Raw genomic sequence first — 26,383 nt, 5'->3', positions numbered from 1 at the left:
TCGCGCCACTGGAAATCACTTGTTCCCTGGAGGTTAAGGTGAGTCGCCGATTCGATTATCTGGCTGACGTCGAGGTGTTCGTCAGCGTGGTGGAGAAGGGCTCGTTGAGCGCTGGCGCGGTGGCGCTGGGCACCACTCCGTCGGTGGTCAGCCGGGCGATTTCCCGGCTGGAGGCGCGCCTCGGTGTGCAGCTGTTGCGGCGCACCACAAGGCGCCTGAGCCTGACCGAGGCCGGCCTGTTGTACCTGGAACAGTCGCGCGCGGCGTTCGAGTTGATCGACGGCGCGGAACGCAGCATTCAGGGCCAGGACGGCGAGCTGAACGGCCGGGTGCGCCTGAGCGTGCCAACCACCTACGGCCATTACCGGCTGCCGGCGCTGCTCGGCGGCTTTGCCCGGCAATACCCGCAGGTGCGCATCGAGCTGAGCATCAGCAACCGCAATGTCGACCTGGTGGCCGAAGGCTACGACCTGGCGATCCGCCTCGGCCAGTTGCCCGACAGCGGCCTGATCGGGCGCAAGCTGGAGGACGCGCCGCTGTGCCTGGTGGCGTCCCCCGACTACCTGCAACGCGCCGGCACGCCGCAGCAGCTGGAGGATCTGGCGGCCCATGCCTGCCTGCCGTTCATCATGCCCAGCAGCGGCCGGGTCGGTGCCTGGCTGCTGCGCGAGCAGGGGCGGGACCTGGAGTGGACACCCCAGGCGAATATCCAGGTGGCCGACGATGTACTGGGCATTGTGTCCCTGGCCGAGCACGGCATGGGCATCTGCCAGACCTACGAGTTCATCGTCCGCGAACGGATCGCCAGCGGCCGCCTGGTGGCGCTGCTGCCGGAGGCGAGCGGCCGTTCGCGACCCTTTTCGGTGATCTACCCGCCGCACCGCCAGCTGTCGGCGGCGGCGCGGGCCCTGATCGATCACCTGACCCAGGCCGTGGCCCAGTGACAGGCCGACTGGCCATCAGTCCCTGTGTTGCCCGGGAGGAGGATTAAAAAAGCGCCCACTCCCGTGGGGAAGGGGATTTACTGAGAATCGAGCGCTGATTACAATGATAATCATTGCTATTAATGTCCTTCCCTCCCTTGAGTGCACACCTTGAAGTCATCCTGTCCGCGTGCCCGCCGTAACACCCTGATCAAACGCCTGTTGCCGACACTGTCCTGCTGCCTGGTCGCCAGCCCGCTGTGGGCACAGGAGGCGGTCGAACTGCCGACCACCGATATCCAGGCCGATCGCCTCAGCCAGGACACCGGCTACACCACCTCGCAAGCCAGCACGGCGAGCAAAAGCAATGTGCCGATCAAGGAGGAGGCGCAGTCGATCAACGTGGTGACCCAGCAGACCCTGGCCGACTATCAGGTGCGCTCGCTGAACGACGCCATGAAGTTCGTCAGCGGCGTCAACCAGGGCAACACCCTGGGCGGTTCCCGGGACTCGCTGGTCAAGCGCGGTTTCGGCACCAACGACGACGGCTCGATCCTGCGCGATGGCGTGCGTTCCAACCTGGGGCAGAACTTCAGCGCCACTACCGAGCGGGTCGAAGTGCTCAAGGGCCCGGCGTCGATGCTCTATGGCGCGCTGGAGCCGGGCGGGCTGATCAACATCATCAGCAAGCAGCCGCAATATTCCCAGAGCACCACGCTCAGCGGCTCGGCCTACAGCGAAGGCGGCGGCACCATGGCCCTGGACACCACCGGGCCGCTGGGCGATACCGGCCTGGCCTACCGCCTGATCGCCGAGCGCGGCCATGAGGACTACTGGCGCAACTACGGGGTCAACGAGCACACCCTGGTGGCGCCGTCGCTGACCTGGACCGGCGAGCGCGCCAGCCTGACCCTGAACTACGAATACAACGACTACTCCAGCCCCTTCGACCGCGGCACCGTGTTCACCAACGGGCATCCGGCGGACATCGACTACGACAAGCGCCTGGACGAACGCTGGGCGAAAAGCGTCGGCATCCGCGAAGTGGCCAGCGCGCGCTTCGAGTACCAGCTGAGCGATGACTGGAAAACCCGTGTCACCTACGGCTGGAACAACGACCGCTACAGCCTGTCGATCGCCCAGCCCAACAGCCTGACCGGCAACACCCTGCGCCGGGCCGCCAACGGTGCCCACTACGACGACGAAACCCGCTACGCCAGCTGGGACTTCATCGGCCAGCAGGAGCTGTTCGGCCAGCGCCATGACCTGCTGGTGGGCGTCGACAGCGAGCACTCCGACCAATACCGCGGCAAGACCTACCGCAACATCGCCCAGGGTGGTTTCAACATCACCTCACCGGTCTACGGCAAGCTGGCCGAGCCGAGCCTGGTCAGCGCCACGCAAAGCAACCTGCGCAACCAGCTGACCTCGAGCTCGGTGTACTTCAAGGACAACTGGCACCTGGACGACCAATGGATCCTGGTGTTCGGCGGTCGCCAGCAGCATTACGACCAGTACAGCGACCAGGGCCTGGGCCGCAGCTACAAAGTCAATCGCGACAGCAATGGCGACACCTTCGTGCCGTTCCTCGGCCTGGTGTTCAAGGCCACCGACAGCCTGTCGCTGTACGGCAACTACAGCCGTTCGTTCAAGCCCAACACCGATGTCGACGATGCCGGCAAGACCTTCGATCCGGAAGAGGGCCGCAGCTACGAAGTGGGGGCCAAGTACGATCCGCTGCCGGGCCTGAACATCAACCTGGCGCTGTACGACATCGAGAAGAAGAACGTGGTGACCACCACCACGGTCAATGGCGTGAGCCTCTCGGAAGCCGCCGGCAAGGTCGGTTCCCAGGGCGTGGAACTGGACGTCACCGGGCGTATCGCCGAGCGCTGGGACCTGATCGGCACCTACGCCTACAACCACACGGAAATCCTCGACGACCCGAGCAACGAAGGTCACCGCCTGGCCAACGCCCCCAAGCACACCGCCAGCCTGTACCTCAGCCACCACCTCAACGTGCCCGCGGAATTCGGCGCCTGGCACGCGGGCGGCGGTGCCCGTTATGTCGGCGAGCGCGCGGCCAACAACGCCAACGATTTCTGGCTTAGCAGCTACACCGTGGCCGATGCCTTCGTGCGTTGGGAATCGCCGCTGTTCGGTTATAAAACCAGCCTGCAGTTCAATGTCGACAACCTGTTCGACAAGCAGTACTACCCGTCGTCCACCGGCAGCCAGCTGCAGGTCAATGTCGGCGAGCCGCGCACCGCACGCCTGAGCGCCAGCGTGACCTTCTGACAACTCCCGGACCGCTGCGCGTCGCCCTGCCGGGTGGCGCGTCGGCGGGATCCGTCTCGCCGCTGTCGCTCTTCCCCCCACCCATTCCGCCCTTCATGGCATTCCCGCCAATCTCCCGACTTTGCCCACCCGCGGCCCGATTCCCCATGGCCCGGCGTCAAGAAAGCCCTGGTCATGTCGATAGTTGAAAAGGCGAACTTGGCTATTTGCCACTATCGTTGCTGACTGAACCGCTCGCCGAAAGCGGTCACTCCGTTTTGCCCTCTGCCGTTTTTCTTCCCGTCACGTACATGGAGTAAGAGTGCATGGCTTTCCCCCCGCGTTTTCTCGAGCATTACCGCAAAGCCGACCGCATCATGATGGGCCTGATCTGGCTGATGTTCGCCTATGCGCTGGGCCTGGCGTTCTGGCACGACACCTTCACCCAGGCGCTGCTGGTGGGCGGTGGCACCACCCTGGTGCTGAGCCTGCTGTACCGCGCCATCAGCGGCACGCGCCTGATGCGCTGCTGCATCGCCATCGGTTTCATGCTCATGGCGGCGCTGCATATCAACCAGGCCAAGGGCCTGATCGAAGCGCACTTCGGCATTTTCGTGCTGCTGGCGGTGCTGACCTTCTATCGCGACTGGCTGCCGATTCTGCTGGCGGCGGTGACCATCGCCCTGCATCACGTGGTGTTTCATGTGCTGCAGCACCAGGGCTTCCCGGTCTACGTCATGGCCCATCACGGCGGTTTCGGCATGGTGGCGGTGCATGCCTTCTATGTGGTGGTGGAGACGGTGATCCTGCTGTACCTGGCGGTGCACAGCCATGCCGACGCGGTGGAGAGCCAGGACATGCTGGACAAGATGCTCGCCGCCACCTCCCAGCTGACCGTCGAGGTTCATCAGGGCGAAAGCGGCAAGGTGCATGTGTCGCTGGCCCAGCGCTTCGACCACTTCATGCAGCAGATCACCGCGCTGGTGGATGGCGTGGTGCGCGACACCCATGGCCTGCGCGAACTGGGCCAGGACCTGGCGAAAACCAGCCAGACCCTGGAGCAGGGCGCCCAGCACCAGTTGACGGAAATCACCCAGATGACCGGCTCCATGCAGCGCATGGGCGATGCCATGGGTGACATCGCGGTGCACGTCGAGCAGGCGGTCGAGCGCGCCGGCCAGGCCAGCGCGCAAATCAGCCGTGGCCAGCAAAGCGTCGATCGCGCCCAGGCGGAAATCACCCAGTTGGCGTCCCGCATCAACGGCACCAACGAAACCGTGCAACGCCTGGCGGGGCAGGCGCAGCAGATCGGCAACGTGCTGGAGGTGATCGGCAGCATCGCCGCCCAGACCAACCTGCTGGCCCTCAACGCCGCCATCGAGGCCGCCCGTGCCGGCGAGCAGGGCCGCGGTTTCGCGGTGGTCGCCGATGAGGTGCGCAACCTGGCCCAGCGCACCGCGCTGTCCACCCAGGAAATCAAGACCATCATCGAAGCCCTGCAACAGGGCAGCCGCCAGGCCGCCGAAGCCATGCACGACAGCCACGAAGGCGCCCAGCGCTGCGTCGAAGACAGTCGCCAGGCCTCCGCGATGTTCCAGGCCGTCGGCGCCGACATCTCCCATATCGACCAACTCAACGGCCGCATCGTCAGCACCACCCGCGAACAATCCAGCGCCAGCCTCGACATAGTCGGCCGCCTGCACTCGGTCCAGGCCATCGCCCAGAACACCGCCGACGACATGGGCAACCTGGCCCTGAGCAGCCAGCGCCTGCCACCGATCGCGATCCGCCTGGAGGCGTTGGGGCAGACGTTTCATAAGTAACGGGGGAGTGGCGCCTGCTTGCCGATAGGCAGCGGGCGCCATCACTGCAGCTGGTTCGCAGGCCCTGACCGGAATCCGGACTACAGGTCATTCAGACCAGTCGACGTCAATCTCAGAGTTCTCCAAGTTTCCAAGGGCGAGCCGTTTCGCCAACTTGAGATATCGACAACCTGAGTGTCGTTACACCGAAACATCACATCGACATTCACCGAAAAGGATGACGTTTATCCATGAAGAACAACATCACTGACTTTACCGAAGACGAATTTGTCCGCTATCTGAAAGAACTGCTCGCCGCTAACAAGACCGCAACCGACGATGTGCTTGACGATCTTCTAGAGGAGTTCTGCGAGATTACCGGTCATCCAGGCGGCACCGATTTGATTTACTACCCGGAGGACGGTTCAAAGGGAACCGCTGAAGACATCACGCGAGTTGTGAAGGCGTGGCATGCAGCGAATGGGTTACCGGGATTCAAGCAGTGATGATCAAAGGAGAGGGTGAGCGTCTGATATCACATTCATCAAAAGTGAGACCTCCAAAAATCTTGCTCAAGGTTAGCTGCCATGTCTTTAGATAAGGCTCGGATCGAGCACTACACAGAGAGTGAGTTCCAGCAGCTGATCAATGAGTTCTTCAGTGAAACCAACGACCTTGAAGGGCCCCAACTCGAAAAGTATCTGAGTACGTTGGCCGATCATTTTGAGAAAGTCACCGGGCATCCGGCGGGTTATGGACTCATTTACTACCCGGATCAAAACGGTATTGAAGACAGTCCTGAGGCGGTATTGAGTGAGGTGAAAGCGTGGCGGGCTGCAAATGGTTTGCCAGGGTTCAAGGGTTAAGGTGCTTATGAAAAACAACTTCTCTGATTACACAGAGTCCGAGTTCATCGAGCTTTTGGAGGAGCTTCGTAAAGCAGACGAAGAAGATGAAACGGATGCTAGGGCGGATGTGCTTCTGCTGCACTTTGAAAAGGTCAGCCAGCACCCGGCAGGCTCCGACCTTATCTACTACCCCGAAGAGGGTGCAGATAATTCGCCCGAAGGCGTCACTCAGATCGTGAAAGCATGGCGGGCCGCGAACGGTTTGCCGGGCTTCAAGGTGTGATGCCTTACCTTGTTGAGCACCAGACAGAACCGATAAAAAGCCCCGCTCATGCGGGGCTTTTTCATGGCCGGGAACGGGTCAGCCGGGAGGCAGGCTGGCGCGTATCTGGCTGACGCGTTGTTTCACGTCTTTCCAGGGCGCCTGGCTTGCCAGGTCCTGGCGCAGGAAGGTCAGCAGGTCGGCGATCTGCTGGTCGTCGAGGCTGTGGCGAAACGCGGGCATGTAGCCCAGTTCCGGGTTGGCCGGTTGGGCGATGCCTTCGAGGATCACGCGGATGGCGTTGTCGGGGCTGTCGGCGTAGAGGTTGCTGTTGAGGGCCAGGGAGGGGCGTACGCCGGTCAGGGTCGGGCCTTTTTCCTGGGCGTGGCAGGCCATGCAGGCCCCCGAGAACAGGCGGGCGCCGGGGGAGCCGAGGGGCTCGGTGCGTTGCTCGGCCTGGTGGTTCAGGGTGTCGGCGCTGGCTTGTGTGGTGCTGGCCGGCTGCAGGCTGGACAGGTAATGGGCGATGGCCTGCAGGTCGGCCTCCGGCAGTTGCGCCAGGCCTTCGTGGATCACCGGCGCCATCGGGCCGGCGGCGACGCCGTGGCGCGGGCTATAGCCGTGGCGCAGGAAGTCCAGCAGGTCCTGTTCGGTCCAGGCCAATGGAGCCTTGCTGCCGGCCAGGGCATGGGCGCTCCAGTCTTCGGCAACACCGCCGCTCAGGTGGTGCCGGCCGCCGCGTTCGCCAAACAGCGGATCGCGGGGCGAGTGGCAGGCGCTGCAGTGTCCCAGGCCCTCGCTCAGGTAGGCGCCGCGGTTCCACAGGGCGCTGCGCCCGGGATCGTCGGCCATGGCGCCGGGCCTGAGGTAGAGCCAGTTCCAGGCGAGGATGCCCGGGCGGATATTGAAGGGGAAATGCAGGTCGGTCTGCGGTGGCTGGTGGCGGACCGGAGGCTGGCTCATCAGGTAGGCGTAGAGCGCCTTGAGGTCCTCGTCGCGGGTCTTGGTGAAGGCGGTGTAGGGAAACGCCGGGTACAGGTAACGCCCGCTGCGGTCGATGCCGTGGCGCATGGCGCGCTCGAAGGCCGGATAGGACCAGCTGCCGATCCCGGTCTCCGGATCGGGGGTGATGTTAGTGCTGTACAGGGTGCCGAACGGGATGCGCATGGCCAGGCCGCCAGCATTGCGCGCCCCGCCCGGCGCGGTATGGCAGACCGCGCAATCGCCCAGGGCCGCGAGTTGCTCGCCCTTGGCGACTTGCGCATGGCTGAAGTACTGGGTGTCGTGATTGTCCAGCGGCGCGATCGCCGGCTGCCAGCTGATGAACACGCCTGCGGTGACGGCCAGGCTCAAGGCGGTCAGGCTCCAGCCGGCGAGGGTCTTGAGTTTGCTCATGGGTGGGCCTCCTGGCCAGTGCGGTCAGCGTCGGGGGCTTGCTGCAAGGCTTGCAACAACCTTTCCGGGGTAAAGGGCACTTGCCGCAGGCGCACGCCGACCGCGTCGAAAATCGCGTTGGCAATGGCCGCGGCGCTGGGTACCGAGGCTGACTCGCCGGCGCCCATGGACGGTTCTTCCGGGCGGTCGAGCAGTTGCACATCCACTTCGGGTAGCTCGTCGAAACGCAGGATCGGATAGCCGCCCCATTCCAGGGAAGTGCTGCCGCAATGGTCGAAGTCGACGTATTCCTTGAGCACCCGGCTGCACGACTGGACGATGTTGCCGTGCACCTGATGACGGACGCCGGCCGGGTTGACCATGCGCCCGCAGTCGTGGCTGACGAAGATCTTGTCCAGGCGGATCTGCCCGGTGCGCCGGTTGACGCTCAGGTCGCAGACCCACGCGGCCCAGGCGGCACCGAAGCCGGGGAACTTGCTGTGGAAATACCGGGCATAGGCAAACCCCCGGCCCTTGACCCATTCCTGCGACGGCGGTGCCGGGTGGCGGTGGGCGCTACCGTCCTGCCAGTCGGCCTGTTTTTTCAGCGCCTCGATCAGCGCCAGGGCGCGCGGGTCGTCCAGGTAGCGCAGGCGGAAGGCGATCGGGTCCTGCTGGGCGATGTAGGCCAGTTCGTCGATCCAGGATTCGTGGGCGAAGACATTGGGCAGCGCGGAAACCCCGCGCATCCAAGAGGCGCGGACGATCGGCGCGGCGTCCTGGCAGACGATGCGCATCTGCGGGAAACGGTATTGCGGGATCGCCGTGCGGTCGCCCATCTGCTGGATGTCGGGGCGGTTGGCGACGGTGCCGGTGAGCAACAGCGCCAGGGTCCGGGCGTTGTTCGAGGGGTAGCAGGTCTTCAATTCGTAGGCGGCCACTTCGCGTTTGCCGTCCAGGCCACCGCGGACCTGCATCAGCTGCGCGGTGCCCTTGGGTTCCCAACCGGCCTCCTGCTCGCGCATCAGTTGCACCCGTACCGGCCGCCCGACTGCCTGGGAGAGTAGGGCGGCGTCGGCGGCCACATCGTCGGCGCAGTTGCGCCCGTAACAGCCCGAGGCTTCCATGCGATTGATCTGCACCTGTTGCGGTGTGCGCCCCAGCAGCAGGGCGATGTCCTTGCGCAGGTCATGAGGATTCTGGCTGCCGGTCCAGACCTCGGCGCGCTCGGCGTCGATCATCGCCACCGCGCAGGACGGGCCGATAGAGGCATGCAGGTGGTAGGGCCAGACATAGTCGACATTGAGCGGGCTGTTGAGCGTGCCCAGGCTGCTGTCGATGTCGGGATCGTCGCGCAGCACGCGGTCCTGCTTGGGGTGGGCCAGGAGGGTCTTGTGCAGCGCATCTTGCCGTAGGTCGGGCAGCGCATCCCAGGTTTTCCACTGGACCTTGAGCTGGCGCATGGCGTCGATGGCCTGCTCCTCGCGCTCGGCGACGATGCCGACAAAGTCACCGATCACCACCAGTTTGACGATGCCCGGCAAATGCGCGATGGACGCCACATCCACCGCGATCAGCGCATGGCCCAAGGGCGCGCTGGCATCGGCGCCGGGGTAGGGCGGGCGTACCACGCGACCGTGGAGCATGCCGTCCAGGCGCAGGTCGTGGACATAGGTCAACTGGCCGCTGACCTTGGCCGGGATGTCCACGCGCGGGGTGGACTGGCCGACATAACGACCGGCACCGACGGCCTTGAGTTTGATGCGCGGGTCCAGGGGCAGGTGCAGGTCCTGTCCGCGGGCCAGTTCGGCGTAGCTCAGGCGTCGTTTGGGGCTCGCGCTGGTGTAGATCTGCCCTCGTTCAACCCGCAACCCGGCAATCGGCTGGTCGAGGATTTCCGCCGCGCCTTCCAGCAGCCACTGGCGCAGCTGGGCGGCGGCCTGGCGCAGGGGCAGGGCGCTGACCTGCAGGGTCGCGCTGGCGATGGTCGGGCCCTGGTCCGGGGTGCTGGCGGTGTCGCCGAGAATCATCCGCACCTGCTCGAAGTCGACATCCAGCTCGTCGGCGACGAGCTGCGCCAGCGCCGTGCGCACCCCGGTGCCGAGGTCGACATGACCGCAGAACGCGGTCACGCGGCCGTCGGCGCCTAGGGCGATAAAGCTGTCGACATGGTCCGGCGTCGGGTCCGCTGGCAACGGGGGCGTAGTACGGGTTTCGGCCATGGCCAGCAGCGGTTTGGGCAGCAGGGTGCTGATCATGATCAGGCCACCGGCCTGGAGCAGGCGGCGACGGGTCAACGGCAGGTCGTTCATGCTCGACCCCGCTCTGCCAGCAGCTGACGGGCCCTGGCCGCGGCTTGCAGGATCTCGAAGTGCGCGCCGCAGCGGCAGAGGTTGTAGGCCAGCTCGTTCTTGATCCGCTGCTCGTCGGCTTCGGGCTCGCGCTCGAACAGCGCCACCAGGGTCATGATCATGCCGTTGCTGCAATAGCCGCATTGCGCGGCCTGCTCATCGATGAACGCCTGTTGCACCGGGTGCAGGCGCTCTTCCTGCGCCAGGCCCTCCAGGGTGGTGACCTGTTTGTCCTGCACGCTGGACAGCGGCAGGGTGCAGGAGCGGGCGGCTACACCGTCCACCAGCACTGTGCAGGCGCCGCATTGCCCCAGGCCGCAGCCGTACTTGGGGCCATTGAGGCCCAAGTCGTTGCGCAGGGCATACAGCAGAGGTGTGTCTGGCGGCAGCTGATCCAGTAAAAGGTGGCGGCCGTTGAGGATAAAAGTCATGGCAGCTTGGGTCCTGTGAGTGAGTGGCGTGGCGCGTTGAGCACGCGACAGCGGTCAGGGCAGGTGTGAGCCGGCAACGCGTCCCGTTCAGGGACTGGACAACAAGGTTGCGCTCAGGTGCTGGGCAGATTTGCGGGGGCGAAGCATGCGGGGTTTGAGGTGGTCGATAAATAAGACGATTCTGGTTTTTTGTAGGCCGAAGCCAGGGGGTGATTCGGCTTTATCTGATCCGATGCCTGAGAAAATGATGGCTAGTAGCCATAATTGTCGCTTGTGACAGCCTTGGCCACGGCGTAGGATGCGCGCCCTGATCAGCCTGGCTGAACCGTTTTACCCGAATGCGACATGGATTGTTATGACCCACTCCCCCCGTTTTTTCTCGCCATTGCTCATCCTGGCACTGGTGACGATCCCGGCTTTCGCCGATCCAGGTGCCCAGCGCGCCGAGCTGCTGCAGGTTTACCGCCAGGCCGTCGAGCATGACGCCCAGCTGTCCGCGGCGCGCCACGAGTACCAGGCCCAGCGCGAAAGCATCCCCCAGGCCCGGGCCGGGTTACTGCCCACGCTCAATGCCGGCAGCACCGTGGAATCGGTGCGTCTGGAGCGGGACGAGCCGGGCCTGACCCGCACGCGCAGCACCACGGTGTTCCAGGCCAATCTCAACCAGCCGCTGTTCCGTGCCGATCGCTGGTTTCAATTGGAAGCCGCCCACGCCAGCACCGCCCAGGCCGAACTTGAATTGGGCGCGAAGGAGCAGGGGCTGGTGCTGACCACGGCCCAGGCCTATTTCGAAACCTTGCGCGCCCTGGACCTGCTCGCCGCCTCCAAGGCCGAGGAAGCGGCGCTCGAGCGTCAGCAGCAACAGGCCCAGGCCCGCCTGGAGAATGGCGCCTCGAGCATCACCGATGTGCTCGACGCCCAGGCCGCCCATGACAACGCCGGCGCCAATCGCAAACTCGCCGAGCGCAAGGTCGACGATACCTTCGAGGCCTTGTCCCGCTTGACCCGCCAGGACTATTCGACGATCGAGGGTATTCAGCATCAACTGCCGGTGGAACTGCCGGTGCCCAACGATGCCAACGAATGGGTCAGCCGCGCGGTGCGCCAGAACCTGGCGTTGCAGGCCAGCAGCTACGCGGTGATTGCCGCGGAACAGACCAACCGCCAGCGCAAGGCCGGTTATGCGCCGACCGTCGATGCGGTGGCGTCCTGGCGCAAAGGTGAAAACGACAGCTTCGGCTACAGCAACCCCACCGACTTCGGGCGGGATGGCTATCGAGGCAATGTCACGCAAAGCAGCATCGGCCTGGAGTTGAATATTCCGCTGTACTCCGGCGGCATGACCCGTTCCCAGGTGCGTGAAGCGACCGAGCGGCTGGCCCAGAGCGAAGACGAGCGCGAGGACCGCCGTCGCGAAGTGGTGCAGAACACGCGTAATTTCTACCGCGCGGTGAATTCCGATATCGAGCAGGTCATTGCCCGCCGGCAGACGATTCGTTCCGGCCAGGCTTCGGTCAAGGCCAACCAGGTCGGGCGCGACCTGGGCTCGCGCAACACCGCGGATGTGCTCAATGCCCAGCGCCAGCTGTACAGCGCGGTGCGTGAGTACAACAACGCGCGCTACGACTACATCATCGACACCCTCAAGCTCAAGCAGGCGGCGGGAACCCTGAGCCCGAAAGACCTGAGCGACCTGGCGATGTACCTGACGAAAGACTACGACGCCGATCGGGATTTCCTGCCACCGCAGGAGCGCAAGGCGCTCTGACGGGAGATTCATACAGTCGAGTGAAATAAATCTCAATCGATGATGTCGTATTGATACTAATTATTTCATTCTTGATGTAACATCTTGAAATATTAGGACTTTACGGCCGCAACGCGGCATGCATGGAAGCTTATGAGCGAACAAGGAAGGGGCGCCGAGTCGCCCACGCCAGACACTGGCCTGGTCTGTCTGGTGATGCTGGCCCGGTTTCATTCGGTGGCGGCATCTGCCGAGCAACTGGCCCACGAATTCGCTCCAGAGAACCAGCCGTTCACCCAGCGCGAACTGCTGCTCGCCGCGCGCAAGCTGGGGCTCAAGGCCAAGTCGGTCAGCACTTCCATCGCTCGCCTGGAGCGCACGCCATTGCCGGCGATCGCGGCCGATGGCGACGGCACATTCTTCATCATTGCCAAGCTCGACCAAGGCCAGGCGCTGATCCAGGACCCGCGTTCGGACCGGCCGGAGGTCATTTCCTTCGAGGCCCTGGCCGCGCGCTGGACCGGCGAGCTGGTGCTGCTGCGCTCCGAGGCCGGGTTGCCGGGGGAAACCTCGCGGTTCGACTTCACCTGGTTCATTCCCGCCATCGTCAAATACCGCAAGTTGCTCGGCGAAGTGCTGCTGGTGTCCTTTGCCCTGCAGCTGTTTGCCCTGGTGACGCCGTTGTTTTTCCAGGTGGTGATGGACAAGGTGCTGGTGCACCACGGGCTGACCACCCTGGATGTCATCGCCGCGGGGTTGCTGGGCATCATGCTGTTCGAATCGGCCTTGAGCGGTTTGCGCAGCTACGTGTTCGCCCATACCGCCAGCCGGATCGACGTGGAACTGGGCTCGCGCTTGTTCCGTCATCTGATCAATTTGCCGCTGGCGTATTTCCAGGCGCGCCGGGTCGGCGATTCGGTGGCCAGGGTGCGTGAGCTGGAAAACATCCGCAGCTTCCTGACCGGCAACGCCATTACCTTGTTGCTGGACGTGCTGTTCTCGCTGGTGTTCATCCTGGTGATGTTCTACTACAGCGGCTGGCTGACCCTGGTGGTGCTGTTGTCGCTGCCGCTGTACGTGCTGGTCTCGCTGTTTGTCACCCCGCTGCTGCGCGCCCGCTTGCAGGACAGTTTCACCCGCGGCGCGGAGAACCAGGCGTTCCTGGTGGAGACGGTGAACGGCATCGACACGGTGAAATCCATGGCCGTCGAGCCCCAGGCGATCCGCAAGTGGGACAACCAGATGGCCGCTTATGTGGCGGCCGGGTTCAAGACCCAGACCTTGTCCACCATCGCCAACGAGAGCGTGTCACTGATCGGCAAACTGGTGACTGTGGCGACCCTCTGGCTGGGCGCGCGGCTGGTGATCGACGGGCAGCTTTCAGTGGGCGAACTGATCGCCTTCAACATGCTGGCCGGTCGGGTCAGCGGCCCGATCATGCGCCTGGCGCAGTTGTGGACCAGCTTCCAGCAGACCGGCGTTTCCGTACAGCGCCTGGGCGATATCCTCAACACCCGCACCGAGCTGTCCCAGGCCACTCGCAGCGCCTTGCCGCCCCTCAGGGGGCAGATTGAATTCGACCAGGTGCATTTCCGTTATCGCGCCGACGGCTCGGAGATCCTGCGCGGGATCAACCTGCAGATCGCCGCCGGCGAAGTGATTGGCGTGGTGGGGCGTTCCGGCTCGGGTAAAAGCACGCTGACCCGCCTGCTCCAGCGCCTGTACGTGCCCGAGCGTGGACGGGTGCTGGTGGACGGCATGGACCTGGCGCTGGCGGACGTTTCCTCCCTGCGCCGGCAGATCGGCGTGGTGTTGCAGGACAACATGCTGTTCAACCGCAGCATCCGGGAAAACATCGCCCTGAGCGATCCGGGCGCGCCGCTGGAAACGGTGATGCATGCCGCCAGCATGGCCGGGGCCCACGAATTCATCCTGGAACTGCCCGAAGGCTACGACACCATGGTCGGGGAGCATGGCACCTCGTTGTCCGGCGGCCAGCGGCAACGCATCGCTATCGCCCGGGCCCTGATCGGCAACCCGCGGATCCTGATTTTCGACGAGGCCACCAGTGCGCTGGACTACGAGTCCGAACGGATCATCCAGCAGAACATGCAAAGCATCTGCGCCGGGCGCACGGTGATCATCATCGCTCACCGCTTGTCGGCGGTACGTGATGCCAACCGCATCCTGGTGGTCGACCGCGGACAGATCGTCGAGCAGGGCAACCATGCCGAACTGCTGGCGCACCAGGCCGGCCACTATTCGCGCCTGCACCGTATGCAGCAGGGCTGAGCGCCGCCCGATTTCACAGGTTATTTGTTCGGCCGCCGCCCCCGCCGCAGGGGGCGAGGCTGGACGCCATCCGGATTCAAGGACCGATTGCCCATGAGCGCCACTCCTTCGTTATTGCAGCGCTACCGTGACGCCTGGCAACACGCCTGGCGCCAGCGCAAAAGCATGGACAGCGTGCAGCGCCTGCCCCATGAGGCGCAGTTCCTGCCTGCCGCCCTGGAGTTGCAGGACACCCCCGTGCACCCGGCGCCGCGGATCTTTGTCTGGAGCATCCTCGGTTTTGCCGTGCTGGCCTTGCTGTGGGCCTGTCTCGGCAAGATCGAAGTGGTGGCGGTCGCGCCGGGCAAGATAGTGCCCAATGGCAAGACCAAGCTGATTCAATCCAGCGAAACCGCGGTGGTCAGGGCGATCCATGTCAGTGACGGCCAGGCGGTGAAAGTCGGCGAGCTGCTGGTGGAACTCGACCCGACGGCGGCGGATGCCGACGTCAGGCGGATTCAGAGCGAGCTGCTGGCGGCCCGGGTCGACAGTGCCCGTGGCTCGGCGATGCTCGATGCGATCAACCAGCAACAGCCGCCGGCATCGCTGATCGGTGCGATTGCCAATGCCAACCCGGAGCAGGTGCTCAGCGCCCAGCGCTGGTTGCAGGGGCAGTATCAGGAATACCGCAGCAACCTGGAGCTGGTGGACGCGGAAATCCTCCAGCGCAGCGCCGAAATCCAGTCGGCCCAGGCCCAGGTGGCCAGCCTGCGGCAAACCGTGCCGATCGCCACGCAATTGGCCGAGGACTACCGGCGGCTGCTGGAGCAACAGTACGTGGCGCGCCATGAGTACCTGGAAAAGGAACAGGCGCGCCTCGACCTGCTGCGCCAGTTGAGCGTGCAGCAGGCCAGTGTCTTGCAGTCCACCGCGGCCCAGGCTGAGGCGCGGCGCCGGCGCGAAGGCGTGGTCGCGCAGAACCGCCGGGCCATGCTCGACCTGCAACAGGAAGCCAACCAGAAAGCCGCAAGCCTGGTCCAGGAACTGGCCAAGGCCCGTTACCAGGAAACCCTGACCAGCCTCAAGGCCCCGGTGGACGGCACCGTCCAGCAACTGGCGATCCACACTGTCGGCGGCGTGGTCACCCCGGCCCAGCCGCTGATGGTCATAGTGCCCGCCGACCAACCGGTGGAAGTGGAAGCGATGCTGGAAAACAAGGACGTGGGCTTCGTCCGCGCCGGCCAGCCGGTCACGGTCAAAGTGGAAACCTTCACCTTCACCAAATACGGCACCGTCGACGGCGAAGTGCTCAGCGTCTCGAACGACGCCATCGAAGATGAAAAGCGCGGGCTGATCTACAGCAGCCGCATTCGCCTGAAGTCCGACCACCTGATGGTCAACGGCCAACGCGTGGCGTTGTCGCCGGGCATGTCGATCACCGCGGAAGTGAAGACCGACCAGCGCCGGGTGATCGACTACTTCCTGAGCCCGTTGCAACAGCATGTGGATGAGAGTTTGCGGGAGCGTTGAGTGTTGCCGGAAAGGGGGAGCATGCGAGTGATACGTTGGTTGAAGTTTGTACTGGCAGCGATCGGTTTGTTCACTGTACTGAAGCATGGCGTGATCCTGTTGATCGGCATGATCGATGATCCCGATGATCTGTATACCCAGGTCTATCCCTCACCGAGTGGACGTTACAGCGCCGCCCTTGTTTCTCGCTCGGGAGGCGGGGCGATAGCGCCGTTCTGTTCTGATGAGGTGCTTGTATTCAACAGCCTGCTGGATGTGGAAGAGGCGATTAACAGTAATAGCTACCAGGTTTATTTGGGTGAGTGCGACAGTTTTCTTGATCATGCCCCCTCACCGAAAGTGCAGTGGGTTTCCGACTCCGAGTTGCGCGTTGGTTTTGCGTTGGGGGGAGCGCGGATGTTTAGTCGTAACGTGAACTTGCGCGGGACGGATGCGTCGGGAAATGTGCAGGTCAGGTTTGCGGGTTATCGTTGAGAAGTTGGCTTTATATAAAGTTGGCCACAAAGAATAAGTTGGTAAGTTTTCGGGTTTGGCTTTGGTTAATAACGATATCGCTCAAATGTGATTTTGTTTTCTGATGGATGAGAAGGATGGGGTGAGTCATGCACGGACTGATAAGCGTCTTGCGTAACGGGATTCTAGGGGTTGTATGTTTTTTGCTGGCCGCCTGTTCCGCACCGGTATGGGTGGTCAAACCCATTGATATTTCACAGGCCGAACAAAGAGTCACAGCAGACTTTGTAGTCAGCAAGTCGGCTGACTATAGATTCGCTTTGCTGTTTGTTCAGGGAAACACCCTGGCTGAAATGAACAGCCGGGAAGAAATCTGGGGCACCAGCCACAAGGAAGGTGTCGCGATTCCTGTGCATCTGCGGGTCTTGAAAGATGGAACACCGGTGTTTGACGGGAACATAGTGACCACGGGTATCAACTGGGGTCAGACGTTTGATTACCAGGGGCGGCGAATCAACACGGCGGTGCGTTTGATCAAGACATTGGAATTGTCGCCTGGGAAATATTCGGTCGAAGTCGGCACTCTTGGGGAAGTACAGGAATTTCGCAGTATCGAGAGCTATGTAGAGTTTAGTTATTACAATCCCAAGCATTGAAGCGTTTTTGTAAGCTGGTAAAGGAAGCAACGTATGGAAAGGAAGTACAGTGTAACTTACAAGGTTGCACGGGCTGGTGCGGAATATGTCTATCAGCAGGACAAGGGCGATCATAAGACCGGTGATTCCCACTCTTCCACCGGTGGGCATATGTGGTATGCCCTGAACGATGGAACAGGCCCCGGAGAGAGTTATGGGTTCGAGTCAAAGTTTGATCAGATGCATGGTGAAGGGCAAGTCTCGAGGAACGATAATCTCGGTTATAAAGAGACGGCGTACGAAGTCAGCTTTAATCTGACAGAGGACCAATACAATAAGCTCAAGGCGTTTTCCAAAGATCCCGCGTCAGGCGGATTCGATGCTACGCGTTATAGACTGCTGACCAATAGCTGTGTGGACTTTGTATATGCTTCCTTGCAAGCCATCGGTTATAATGACAAGAAGTTTGAAGGCGCTCTTTTTCCGGCGGATAACATCGAACCGGTCAAGAGTCTTCTGCATACTTATGGTGCACAAATCATTCGTGACGACTTGACGCGTCACGGCGAATATTATGAAGCAAAAGATGGTCAGCAATGTTTATGGCTTGGCGTGGGTGATGTCTCTACTGCCCCTCAGACACCCGGCCTGATCAACATCGACATCAACCCATCCCCGCAACCCCAACAACACATCCAGGGCGAAAGCAAAGCCCAGCAGGACGTCGCCAACGGCTTCATTCAGAACTCGGCGACCAACAGCATTTTTGCCGTCGGCGGCATTCTCAGCAAAACCGATTTCACCTCCACCCAGATGTCCAGCCTGGCCTCGGGTGGCATTCGCCCGGGCGAAATGCAGCTCGACCCCAATGCGCGTCCCAACACCTACCTGACCCAGTTCTACCAGCCGTCCAGCCCGAACAAGCCGGACTTCAGCCTGCGTAATGCGGTAACGCTGAACGGCCTGTCGGCCATGACCACCTTCAACACCTACGTTGACCCGCTGCTGCTGGACCTGACCGGCAACGGCGTGCACATGACCGACATCCGTGACGGCGTGCTGTTCGACACCGACCACAGTGGCACGCTCAAGCGCAGCGGCTGGGCCGATCGCAGCACCGGCATGCTGGTGATCGACGATGGCAACGGCCAGATCAAGGACGTCAGCCAGATGTTCTCCGAGTATTACGGCGGCAAGGCCGGGGTGAACGGCGCGGCGGGCGAGACGAAATTCAAGGACGGTTTCGCGGCACTGGCCAGCGAGGACGCGAACAAGGATGGCGTGATCGATCAACGCGATCCGATCTGGAGCAAGCTGCGGGTCTGGGTCGACGGCACCCATGACGCGAAAGTCGATGCCGGCGAACTCAAGACCCTGGCCGAGCTGGGCATCACCCAGATCAACGTGCGGGCGGCGGCGTCCACTCAAACCGAAGTGCGTGACGGTAACCGGGTGCTCGCCACCGGTTCGTTCACCATCAATGGCAAGAACCAGGAAGCGCTGGCGGTGGATTTCCTCGGTGACCCGGTCAGCAACACCCTGACTGCCCAGGGCGCGGGTACCAAGGTGACCTCGACCACCAATGGCATCACCACCACCGCCTATGCCAGCCAGAGCACCGCCGGCGAAACCCTGGACGCGGCGCAGCTGGGCGTGGGCAACTTGTATGGCGGCAGCGGCAACGACACGCTGATTGCCGCGCCGGCCGGTGGCTGGCTGGTGGGTGGCGGCGGCAGCAACACCTATGTCGGTGGCAAGGGCGACGACGTCTTTGTGATCAGCGCCTCGGACGATCCGAAAAATATCCACGGCAATGGCGGCCACGACACGGCGATCATCGTCGGCGACAAAGGCGTGGTGCTGAACATGGCCCAGGCCGGCCTGACCATTGCCCAGGGCGGCAGCGGCGACGACACGATCATGAGCGGCGGCACCGGCAGTGCCTTCATCAAGGGCGGCTCCGGCAATTCGACCCTGGTGGGCGGGGCGGGCAGCGACGTGCTGGTCGGTGGCAGCGGCCACAACACCATCATCGGCGGCAGCGGCAAGGCGGTGATCTACGCCGGGCCCCAAGGCGACGTGATCTACGCCGCCGAAGGCGGCAGCATCATTCACGCCGGTGGCGGCGCCGACCGGATTTTCGGCGGCGCCGGCAATGACGTGATCGAAGTCGGCCATGGCAACGCGACCATCGACGGTGACGGCGGGATCAACCTGGTGACGCTGCATGGCAACCATGGCGATTACCGCATCACCCGCACCGCCAGCGGCTATGAAGTGGCCGACAAGGTGGCTGGGCGCGACGGCACGGTGACCCTGAAAAACATCCAGAAGCTGAATTTCTCGGATATCTCGGCGGTCGACCTGCAGACCCCCAACGCCATGCCGGTGGCCGACGTGCTGACCCTCGACAAGGACGGCAAGGCCTTCAACCGGACCCAGGCCCACCTGATTTCCGCGCAGAGCCTGCTGGCCAACGATCAACACCTCAACAGCCAGGGCGCGCTGCGCATCGCCAATGTCGGCGACGCGGTCGGTGGCACCGTCAGCCTCACCGCCCAGGGCGACGTGCTGTTTACCCCGGATGCGCGCTACACCGGCCTGCTCAGCTTCAAGTACGGCGTGGTCGATGCCGCCGGCAACCTGTCGGCTTCGGTGGTGGACCTGAGCAGCGGGCAGACCGCGCCGATGCGCGCCGGGGTGACTTTGCTGACCCCGGAAGTGCCGCTGGACCCATTGGCGGCCCAGGAGTGGTACCTGAGCGACACCAACGTGCTGCCGGTCTGGCAGGACTACACCGGCAAGGGCGTGCGTATCGGCCAGTTCGAGCCGGGCGGCCAGTTCGCTACCGCGCCCGAGATCTTCGACATCGCCCACCCGGACCTGGCCGCCAACGTCGACAAGGCCTGGCTGCAGACCCAACAGAGCAACGGCAGCCTGCCGGGCCTGGTGTCCAACCACGCCACCATGGTGGCGGGGGTGATGGTCGCCGCCAAGAATGGCACGGGCGGGGTAGGGGTGGCCTACGGCGCGACGCTGGGCGGCTACTACCTGGCCAACAGCGGCGCCGACCTCGCGGGGCTGGGGCACATGGTCAGCTTCGACATCGCCAACAACAGCTGGGGTTTCACCAACGATTTCGCCCTCAGCAGCTTCCAGGACGGTTTCGTCAACACCGCCACGGCGCTGAGCATGAATGCCCAGTACGCCGCGAGTAACGGTCGCGGTGGCCTGGGGACCATCATTGTCGCGGCCGGCGGCAACAGCCGCGCAACCGGCGGCAATGCCCAGGGCTCCTTGACCAACAACAACCGCTTCTCGGTAGAAGTCGGCGCGATCAATGCCCAGGGCGACTTGTCGACCCTGCAGATCGGCTCCTCGCCGTTCTCCAACCCGGGCGCCAGCCTGCTGGTGTCGGCGCCGGGCAGCAACGTGGTGTCCACCAGCCATATGCTGGAAACCGATCGTGGCTCGACCTTCGGCAACGACTACACCAGCATGCAGGGCACCAGCTTCGCCGCGCCGATCGTCTCCGGCATCGTCGCGCTGATGCTCGAGGCCAACCCGAACCTGGGTTATCGCGATGTGCAGCAGATCCTCGCGTTGTCGGCGCGCCAGATCAACGACCCGTCCACCCAGTGGAGCGACAACGCCGCCCACGGCTGGAACGGCGGTGGCATGCACACCAGCAACGACTACGGTTTCGGCGAAGTCGACGCGCGGGCCGCGGTACGCCTGGCCGAAGCCTGGATGACCCAGAGCACCGGGGCCAACGAGTATGTCTACAGCGCCTCCAGTGGCGCACTCGGCAAGAGCCTGGCGGCGGGGGGCACGCTGACTTCGTCCATTGCGATGAATGCCGGCCTCAATGTCGAACACGTCGAGATCGATTTCGACGCCCAGGTGGGCCGCCTTGGCGACCTGACGCTCAAGCTGATCTCGCCCGACGGCACCCAGAGCATCCTGCTCAACCGCCAGGGCAAGGTGCCGGACGGCATGCCCGGCGCGAGTGCCAGCGATGTCGGCAGTACGCAGTCGGGGTCGTTCAAATACAGCTTCATGACCACCCATGACTTCGGCGAGCGCTCGGCGGGCAACTGGACCTTGCAGGTGAGCGATGCGGCTTCCGGCCAGCCGGTCACGCTCAACGCCTGGTCGCTGCGTTTGTACGGCAGCAAGAGCACCCCGGACGACACCTATTTCTACACCGACGAATACCTCAAGTCGGTGGTCGGGCATGCCAACCGCGCGGTCCTGGACGACGCGGTCAATGGTGTCGCGGGCGGGCGCAATACCCTCAACGCGGCGGCCGTTTCCGGGGATAGCTCGGTCAACCTGTTGACTGGTATCGCCAGCATTGGCGGCGCGGCGTTGACGGTGAAGAACCCGGGCAGCATTCAGAACATCGTCACCGGCGACGGCAACGATGTGCTGGTGGCTGGCAAGGCCGATGCCTTGCTCGACGGCGGGCGTGGCAACAACAGCCTGACGGGCGGGGCGGGCAAGGACTTCTTCGTGGTCCATCGCCGGGAGGGTGGCAGCGATGTCATCAGCAACTTCGAGGCCGCCCGGGGCGAGATCATCGACCTGGTGGGCTTTGCCGGGAAGAAGTTCACCGACCTGGTGCTCAGCCAGCAAGGCGCGGACGTCAAGATCGACCTGGCCAAGGGCCAGAGCATCGTCCTGAAGAACCAGCTGCTGGCCGGGATCGGCGCGGCGAACTTCAAGTTCCAGGACACCTTTGTCGCCCCGACGGCCTACGTCAACAGCGACGCCTCGGCGGTCCAGCCGCAGGAAGGCCTGGGCACCGTGCTGCTCAACGGCGGCGCTAAGGGCGTGATGTACAGCAGCGATGCCCAGGGCAAGATGGTGGCTTCGTTGAGCGGCACTATCTACAGCCATGACAGCGCGACCTCGGATGTGTTCGTGGTGGCGGCCCAGTCGGGCGTCAAGGACTACAACAACGCCCTGCGCGGCTTCCGCCACGGGATCGACAAGATCGACCTGCGCCAGACCGGAGTGACCGATTTCAGCCAGCTGACCATCGAGCACAAGAATCGCGCCACCCTCAACGGCCTGACGCAGATTCATGGGGTGTACGTGACCCGTAACGGCGCCCAGGGCGCTGCCTCGAACGTCAACCTGGTGTACCTGGATGCGCTGGATGTGGCGCAGGTCAGCGCCTCGGACTTCATCTTCGCCGAGCATGCGCCGCAGGTGGTGCCGACCGTTGGCCCGGTGCCTGCGGTGACCGAGCAGCCGACGGTGACTGTGCCGGGTACGCTGACGCCGATTGTCGAGCGCCCTGGCGTGGACCAGCCTACGGTGGTGTCGCCGCTGCCGCCGGTCGATCTGCACCCGACGGTCAGCGTTCCGGTGGTCGACCCGGTGTTGCGACCTACGGTCACGATCCCGGACATCACCGTGCCGGAACACAAGACGATCGAGCAGATCCTCGCCGAACGTGGTGTCGACCTGAATCCGAAAGTGCCGGAACACAAGACCGTCGACCAGATCCTGGCCGAACGTGGCGGCAATCAGGGGCCGACGGTTCCCGAGCACAAGACCCTCGAGCAGATTCTCGCCGAGCGCGGCATCGGTTCGCTGGAGCCTTCGAAGGTGCCGGATATCGGGCCGGTCGGGCGTGAAGTGGGACGTACCCCGGTGGACGTACCGAGCCCAAGGCCGATCGTGATTCCCGATATCCCGGTGGTCGATATCGCGCACCGCGACCTGGATATTCCGAGTCGTCCGCGGGTCACTGTGCCGGATCTCCCGGTAGCGTCGGACCCATGGCTGAAGTTCGACGATCCGCTGCCAGCGGTGACCGACACCGATGATTTCTCGTTCGCGTCGATCCGCGACAGAATCCGTACGCGCCCGACACCGACCACCGTGGAGCCGGTAACGAGCTCGTCGCGCGACCCGCTCACGCTGAGCCCGTTGCCGACGGTCGATCCCGCGCCCGTGGCCAGCGATCCCAACACCATGACGGTCAAGGGCTTCTTCGCCAATGTCAGCCTGGGCGACGAGAGCAAGACCATCAACGTCGAGGCCACAGGCGCCAAGCTGCTGGCCGGCAACGGTGACAACAAGGTCAACGTGACGGGCCGCCGGGCCGAGATCACCCTGGGCAATGGCAACAACGTGATTGCCGGCGACATCAACAAGCTCACGGTCGGCCATGGCAACAACAGCATCACCGACAGCGGCTCCTTCGCCACGGTGAAGCTGGGCGATGGCAACAACAAGGTGGTGGTCAGCGGCAGTATGCCGACCGTGGAAGTCGGGCACGGGGTCAACGACCTCGAGTTCAGCGGCAGCATGGGCCAGCTGGTGTTCGGCCAGGACATCAGCCCCGAGCGCCTGTGGTTCCAGCATGAAGGGCCGGACCTGCAGATCTCGGTGATCGGCAGCCAGCAGGAGGTCACGCTGCATAACTGGTACGCCGCAACCCCCGAGCGTCCACGGGACATCATGACCGGCGACCGTCATCGGTTGCTGGGCAACGATGTGGAGAACCTGGTCCAGGCCATGGCGGCGTTCGCGCCGGCAGCACCGGCGACCATGACCTTCGGCGCTGCCGAGCAACAGGCCTTGCAGCCTGTGCTGGCGGCCAACTGGACATGACCGCGCAAGCTTGATCCGGTAACAGGGCCCGCGATGCTTGTCGCGGGCTTGTGCCGCTCTCGTTCGGGAGCGGCATTTTTTTATCCCCCCTGATCCCCCCATTTCCCCATCGGACTTCGTCGGGCTTCCCGATAACCCCGTTGCTCAGCCGACGCGGGTGGCAGGACCTGTCCGAACATTTCATGTCAGGCACAGCTGAATACAGCTCTGTTGACGTCAGAGATAGTGGCCATTTAGTATCGCGACACCTGAGTGATGTCAAAGCGCTATCGCAAGGAAGCTGAGAATTGTCTGTACTTAAAGTCGGGCTGTTGTTGCTCGCTATCCTCCCTGCTATTTCGCTTGCCGCTCCCACGCCGGGCGAACAGGACCTGATCCGCGAACGCCAGGACCGCCTGCTCGAAGAGCAGCGCCGGCGCCTGGAAGAACTCAAGGACCTGCCCGGAAAAGAGGCCGCTCCCACAGCGCCGACCGCGCCTGCCGACACCCGCTGTTTCCCGATCCAGGACATCGAACTCAAGGGCGCCGACAGCCTGTCCGCCGCCGAGCAGGCGCGCCTGCTCAAGCCCTATATCGGTCAGTGCCTGGGCGTCAGCCAGCTCAACGAGCTGCTCAAAGTCATCACCGACTACTACCTGGAGAAGGGCCTGGTGACCAGCCGCGCCTACCTGCCGCAGCAGGACCTGTCCGGCGGCCACTTGAAGGTGCTGGTGGTCGAGGGCCGGCTCGAAGGCTTGAAGGGCGCCGCCGACAGCCAGCTGTCCGAGCGGGAGCTGGCCATGGCCTTTCCCGGCCAGGTCGGCGCGCTGGTCAACCTGCGGGAAATCGAACAACTGGTGGACCAGCTCAACCGCCTGCCGTCGAACCAGGCACAAATGGAGCTGGCCCCCGGCAAGGAGGTCGGTGGCAGCCAAGTGCTGGTCAAGAACACTGCGCAAAAGCCCTGGCGGGCCGGGCTGTCGCGCAGCAACGACGGCCAGCGCAGCACCGGCGAGCAGCAGTGGGGCACCACCTTCGACTGGGACAGCCCGCTGGGGCTGGCCGACCAGCTGATGTTGCGCGGTGGCCACGATGCCATGAGCGACCACCAGCACACCTCCAACAACGCCATGCTCTCTTACAACCTGCCCTGGGGCTGGTGGAACTTCAGTTACACCTACAGCCAGAGCGAGTACCGCTCCCAGGCCCAGGCCAATGGTTTCAGCTTCAAGCAGACCGGCGACAGCCAGAACCACCAGCTGCGCGCCGAGCGGGTGATCCTGCGTGACGCGGTGAGCAAGACCTCGCTGAATGCCGGCCTGGCCTACCTGCGCACCAACAACTTCATCGAAGACAGCAAGCTGGCCCTGAGCAGCAATCGCCTCAGCGAAGCCCAGTTCGGCATCAACCACGGCCGGCGCATCGGCGGTGCCTTCGTCAACCTCGACCTGGGCATGCAGCACGGCATCGGTGCCTTCGACGCCCAGGACAATGGCCACCCAGGGCCGGGCGAGCCGAATGCGCGCTACCGCAAATACACCGCCACCCTCAGTTACCTGCAGCCGTTCAAGCTGTGGGGCGAGTCGTTCAGCTTCAGCAGCCTGATGACCGGCCAGCGCAGCGAAGACGTGCTGTTCAGCCCGCAGCGCACCAGCCTGGGCGGGCAGTCGTCGATTCGCGGGTACAAGGATCAGTCGCTGTCCGGCGACAGCGGCGGTTACTGGCGCAACGACCTGCGCTGGAGCCGTCCGGTGACCCTCGGCTGGCTGCGCCCGGTGTTCGCCGAGTACGGCAGCAGCCTGGGCTACGACCAGGGCGTGATCCGTGGCGACCGTTACAACGGTGAGCAGCACGGGCGTCTGTCGAGCAACTCCCTGGAGCTGTTCGCCCGCGGCCAGCACCTGGCGACCAGCGTGACCTTCGCCCATTCCCTTGAACGCCCGGATGTCCTGAGCGAGCGCGAAGCGCCGATCTACTTCCGCCTGGATTTCCTCCTCTGATTCGCGTTTTTTCGAGACCTTCGACATGGATGTTCGCCAATTCGCTTTCCTGGCCCGCCAGCCTTCTGCTGCCCTGAAAACCCGCGAGCACTTCTGGGGCATGCCCAAGCGCGGCCTGGCGTTCATCCTGGCCAACGCCATGTTCTGGCAACCGCTGTGGGCCCAGGCGGAAGGCATCGTGGTCAGCGCGCCGGGCACCAGCCTGGGGCAAGCGGGCAACGGCGTGCCCATCGTCAATATCGCCACGCCCAATGGCAGCGGCCTGTCGCACAACCAGTTCCACGACTACAACGTCGGCCAGCAGGGGCTGATCCTCAACAACGCCACCGACCGCACGCAAAGCACCCAGCTGGGCGGGATCATCGTCGGCAACCCGAACCTCAAGGGCGTCGCCGCGCAAACCATCCTCAACGAAGTCAACGGTGGCAGCCCCAGCCAACTGCGCGGTTACACCGAAGTGGCGGGGCAGTCGGCCCATGTGATCGTCGCCAACCCCTATGGCATCAGCTGCAATGGCTGCGGCTTCATCAACACCCCGAAAGCCACCCTGACCACTGGCAAGCCGGTGATCGAAAACGGCCAGCTCAGCCGTTATCAGGTCGATCAGGGGCAGGTGACCATCGAGGGCGCGACGCTCAACGCCAACAACGTCGACCGCTTCGAAATCATCACCCGCAGCGCCAAGATCAACGCCGAGATCCAGGCGAAAAACCTGAGCATCGTCACCGGGCGCAACGACGTCAACGCCCAGACACTGAACGCCACCGCCCGCGCCGACGACGGCAGCGCCAAGCCGGAACTGGCGATCGACTCTTCGGCCCTGGGCGGGATGTATGCCGGGGCGATCAAGCTGGTGGGAACTGAAGCGGG

17 protein-coding genes are annotated in these 26,383 nt (G+C 63.6%); 14 read left to right on the top strand and 3 right to left on the bottom strand.

What is annotated here, in order from left to right; genetic code table 11:
• The first annotated feature begins 38 nt into the window (after positions 1-38).
• From PVZ80_RS12405 to PVZ80_RS12380, 6 genes are all read left to right on the top strand, one after another.
• The gene (locus PVZ80_RS12405; protein WP_273863963.1) at positions 39-944 is read left to right on the top strand and encodes a LysR family transcriptional regulator; all 906 of its coding nucleotides are present in this window, start codon (positions 39-41) and stop codon (positions 942-944) included.
• A 150-nt stretch (positions 945-1,094) separates the two neighbouring features.
• Positions 1,095-3,221 carry a TonB-dependent siderophore receptor gene (locus PVZ80_RS12400; protein ID WP_273863962.1) on the top strand — a complete coding sequence of 709 codons (2,127 nt, stop codon included), beginning with the start codon at positions 1,095-1,097 and terminating at the stop codon, positions 3,219-3,221.
• Positions 3,222-3,526: 305 nt separating this feature from the next.
• Positions 3,527-5,023, top strand: a complete 1,497-nt coding sequence (locus PVZ80_RS12395) for a methyl-accepting chemotaxis protein (RefSeq protein ID WP_053269523.1) — start codon at positions 3,527-3,529, stop codon at positions 5,021-5,023.
• 230 nt (positions 5,024-5,253) lie between these two features.
• Positions 5,254-5,508: a bacteriocin immunity protein gene (locus PVZ80_RS12390; protein WP_273863961.1), complete on the top strand. Its 255-nt coding sequence runs from the start codon at positions 5,254-5,256 to the stop codon at positions 5,506-5,508.
• A gap of 81 nt (positions 5,509-5,589) precedes the next feature.
• A complete protein-coding gene (locus tag PVZ80_RS12385) occupies positions 5,590-5,868 on the top strand; it encodes a bacteriocin immunity protein (RefSeq protein WP_273863960.1) in 279 nt (92 codons plus the stop codon).
• Positions 5,869-5,875: 7 nt separating this feature from the next.
• A complete protein-coding gene (locus tag PVZ80_RS12380; RefSeq protein ID WP_273863959.1) occupies positions 5,876-6,133 on the top strand; it encodes a bacteriocin immunity protein in 258 nt (85 codons plus the stop codon).
• A 78-nt stretch (positions 6,134-6,211) separates the two neighbouring features.
• Here the strand turns inward: PVZ80_RS12380 and PVZ80_RS12375 are convergent, their stop codons facing one another.
• The 3 genes from PVZ80_RS12375 to PVZ80_RS12365 are packed head-to-tail and all read right to left on the bottom strand — an operon-like array spanning position 6,212 to position 10,268.
• Entirely contained in the window at positions 6,212-7,507 is a 1,296-nt protein-coding gene (locus tag PVZ80_RS12375) for a cytochrome c (protein ID WP_273863958.1), read from the bottom strand.
• Complete coding sequence (locus PVZ80_RS12370; protein WP_273863957.1) at positions 7,504-9,798, bottom strand: xanthine dehydrogenase family protein molybdopterin-binding subunit; 2,295 nt, start codon at positions 9,796-9,798, stop codon at positions 7,504-7,506. Before PVZ80_RS12370 ends, PVZ80_RS12375 begins: the two co-directional genes overlap by 4 nt.
• Positions 9,795-10,268 carry a (2Fe-2S)-binding protein gene (locus tag PVZ80_RS12365; protein WP_101282876.1) on the bottom strand — a complete coding sequence of 158 codons (474 nt, stop codon included), beginning with the start codon at positions 10,266-10,268 and terminating at the stop codon, positions 9,795-9,797. The genes PVZ80_RS12370 and PVZ80_RS12365 overlap by 4 nt, the downstream gene beginning before the upstream one ends.
• Positions 10,269-10,623: 355 nt before the next feature.
• On the opposite strand from PVZ80_RS12365, the gene PVZ80_RS12360 reads away from it, so the two are divergent.
• The 8 genes from PVZ80_RS12360 to PVZ80_RS12325 all read left to right on the top strand — a co-directional run.
• Positions 10,624-12,036, top strand: a complete 1,413-nt coding sequence (locus tag PVZ80_RS12360) for a TolC family outer membrane protein (RefSeq protein ID WP_273863956.1) — start codon at positions 10,624-10,626, stop codon at positions 12,034-12,036.
• A gap of 132 nt (positions 12,037-12,168) precedes the next feature.
• Positions 12,169-14,307 carry a type I secretion system permease/ATPase gene (locus PVZ80_RS12355; protein WP_023964207.1) on the top strand — a complete coding sequence of 713 codons (2,139 nt, stop codon included), beginning with the start codon at positions 12,169-12,171 and terminating at the stop codon, positions 14,305-14,307.
• Between the two features lie 93 nt (positions 14,308-14,400).
• Positions 14,401-15,816: an HlyD family type I secretion periplasmic adaptor subunit gene (locus PVZ80_RS12350; protein ID WP_257373183.1), complete on the top strand. Its 1,416-nt coding sequence runs from the start codon at positions 14,401-14,403 to the stop codon at positions 15,814-15,816.
• 39 nt (positions 15,817-15,855) lie between these two features.
• Entirely contained in the window at positions 15,856-16,290 is a 435-nt protein-coding gene (locus PVZ80_RS12345) for a hypothetical protein (protein WP_124304023.1), read from the top strand.
• A gap of 128 nt (positions 16,291-16,418) precedes the next feature.
• Entirely contained in the window at positions 16,419-16,925 is a 507-nt protein-coding gene (locus PVZ80_RS12340; RefSeq protein WP_009049897.1) for a DUF5625 family protein, read from the top strand.
• 33 nt (positions 16,926-16,958) lie between these two features.
• Positions 16,959-23,534 (top strand): S8 family serine peptidase, encoded by a 6,576-nt coding sequence (locus PVZ80_RS12335; RefSeq protein ID WP_273863955.1) that lies wholly within the window; start codon positions 16,959-16,961, stop codon positions 23,532-23,534.
• Between the two features lie 287 nt (positions 23,535-23,821).
• A complete protein-coding gene (locus PVZ80_RS12330; RefSeq protein ID WP_198919133.1) occupies positions 23,822-25,513 on the top strand; it encodes a ShlB/FhaC/HecB family hemolysin secretion/activation protein in 1,692 nt (563 codons plus the stop codon).
• Between the two features lie 25 nt (positions 25,514-25,538).
• Positions 25,539-26,383 (top strand): filamentous hemagglutinin N-terminal domain-containing protein (locus PVZ80_RS12325; protein WP_273863954.1); only part of this gene is annotated, 845 nt, incomplete at its 3' end.

Source organism: Pseudomonas sp. B3G-3, from assembly GCF_028640915.1.
In the GTDB taxonomy this organism is placed as follows: domain Bacteria; phylum Pseudomonadota; class Gammaproteobacteria; order Pseudomonadales; family Pseudomonadaceae; genus Aquipseudomonas; species Aquipseudomonas chlororaphis_I.
Note: the sequence above shows the minus strand (reverse complement) of the source record. Positions and strands in the feature narration are given on the sequence as shown.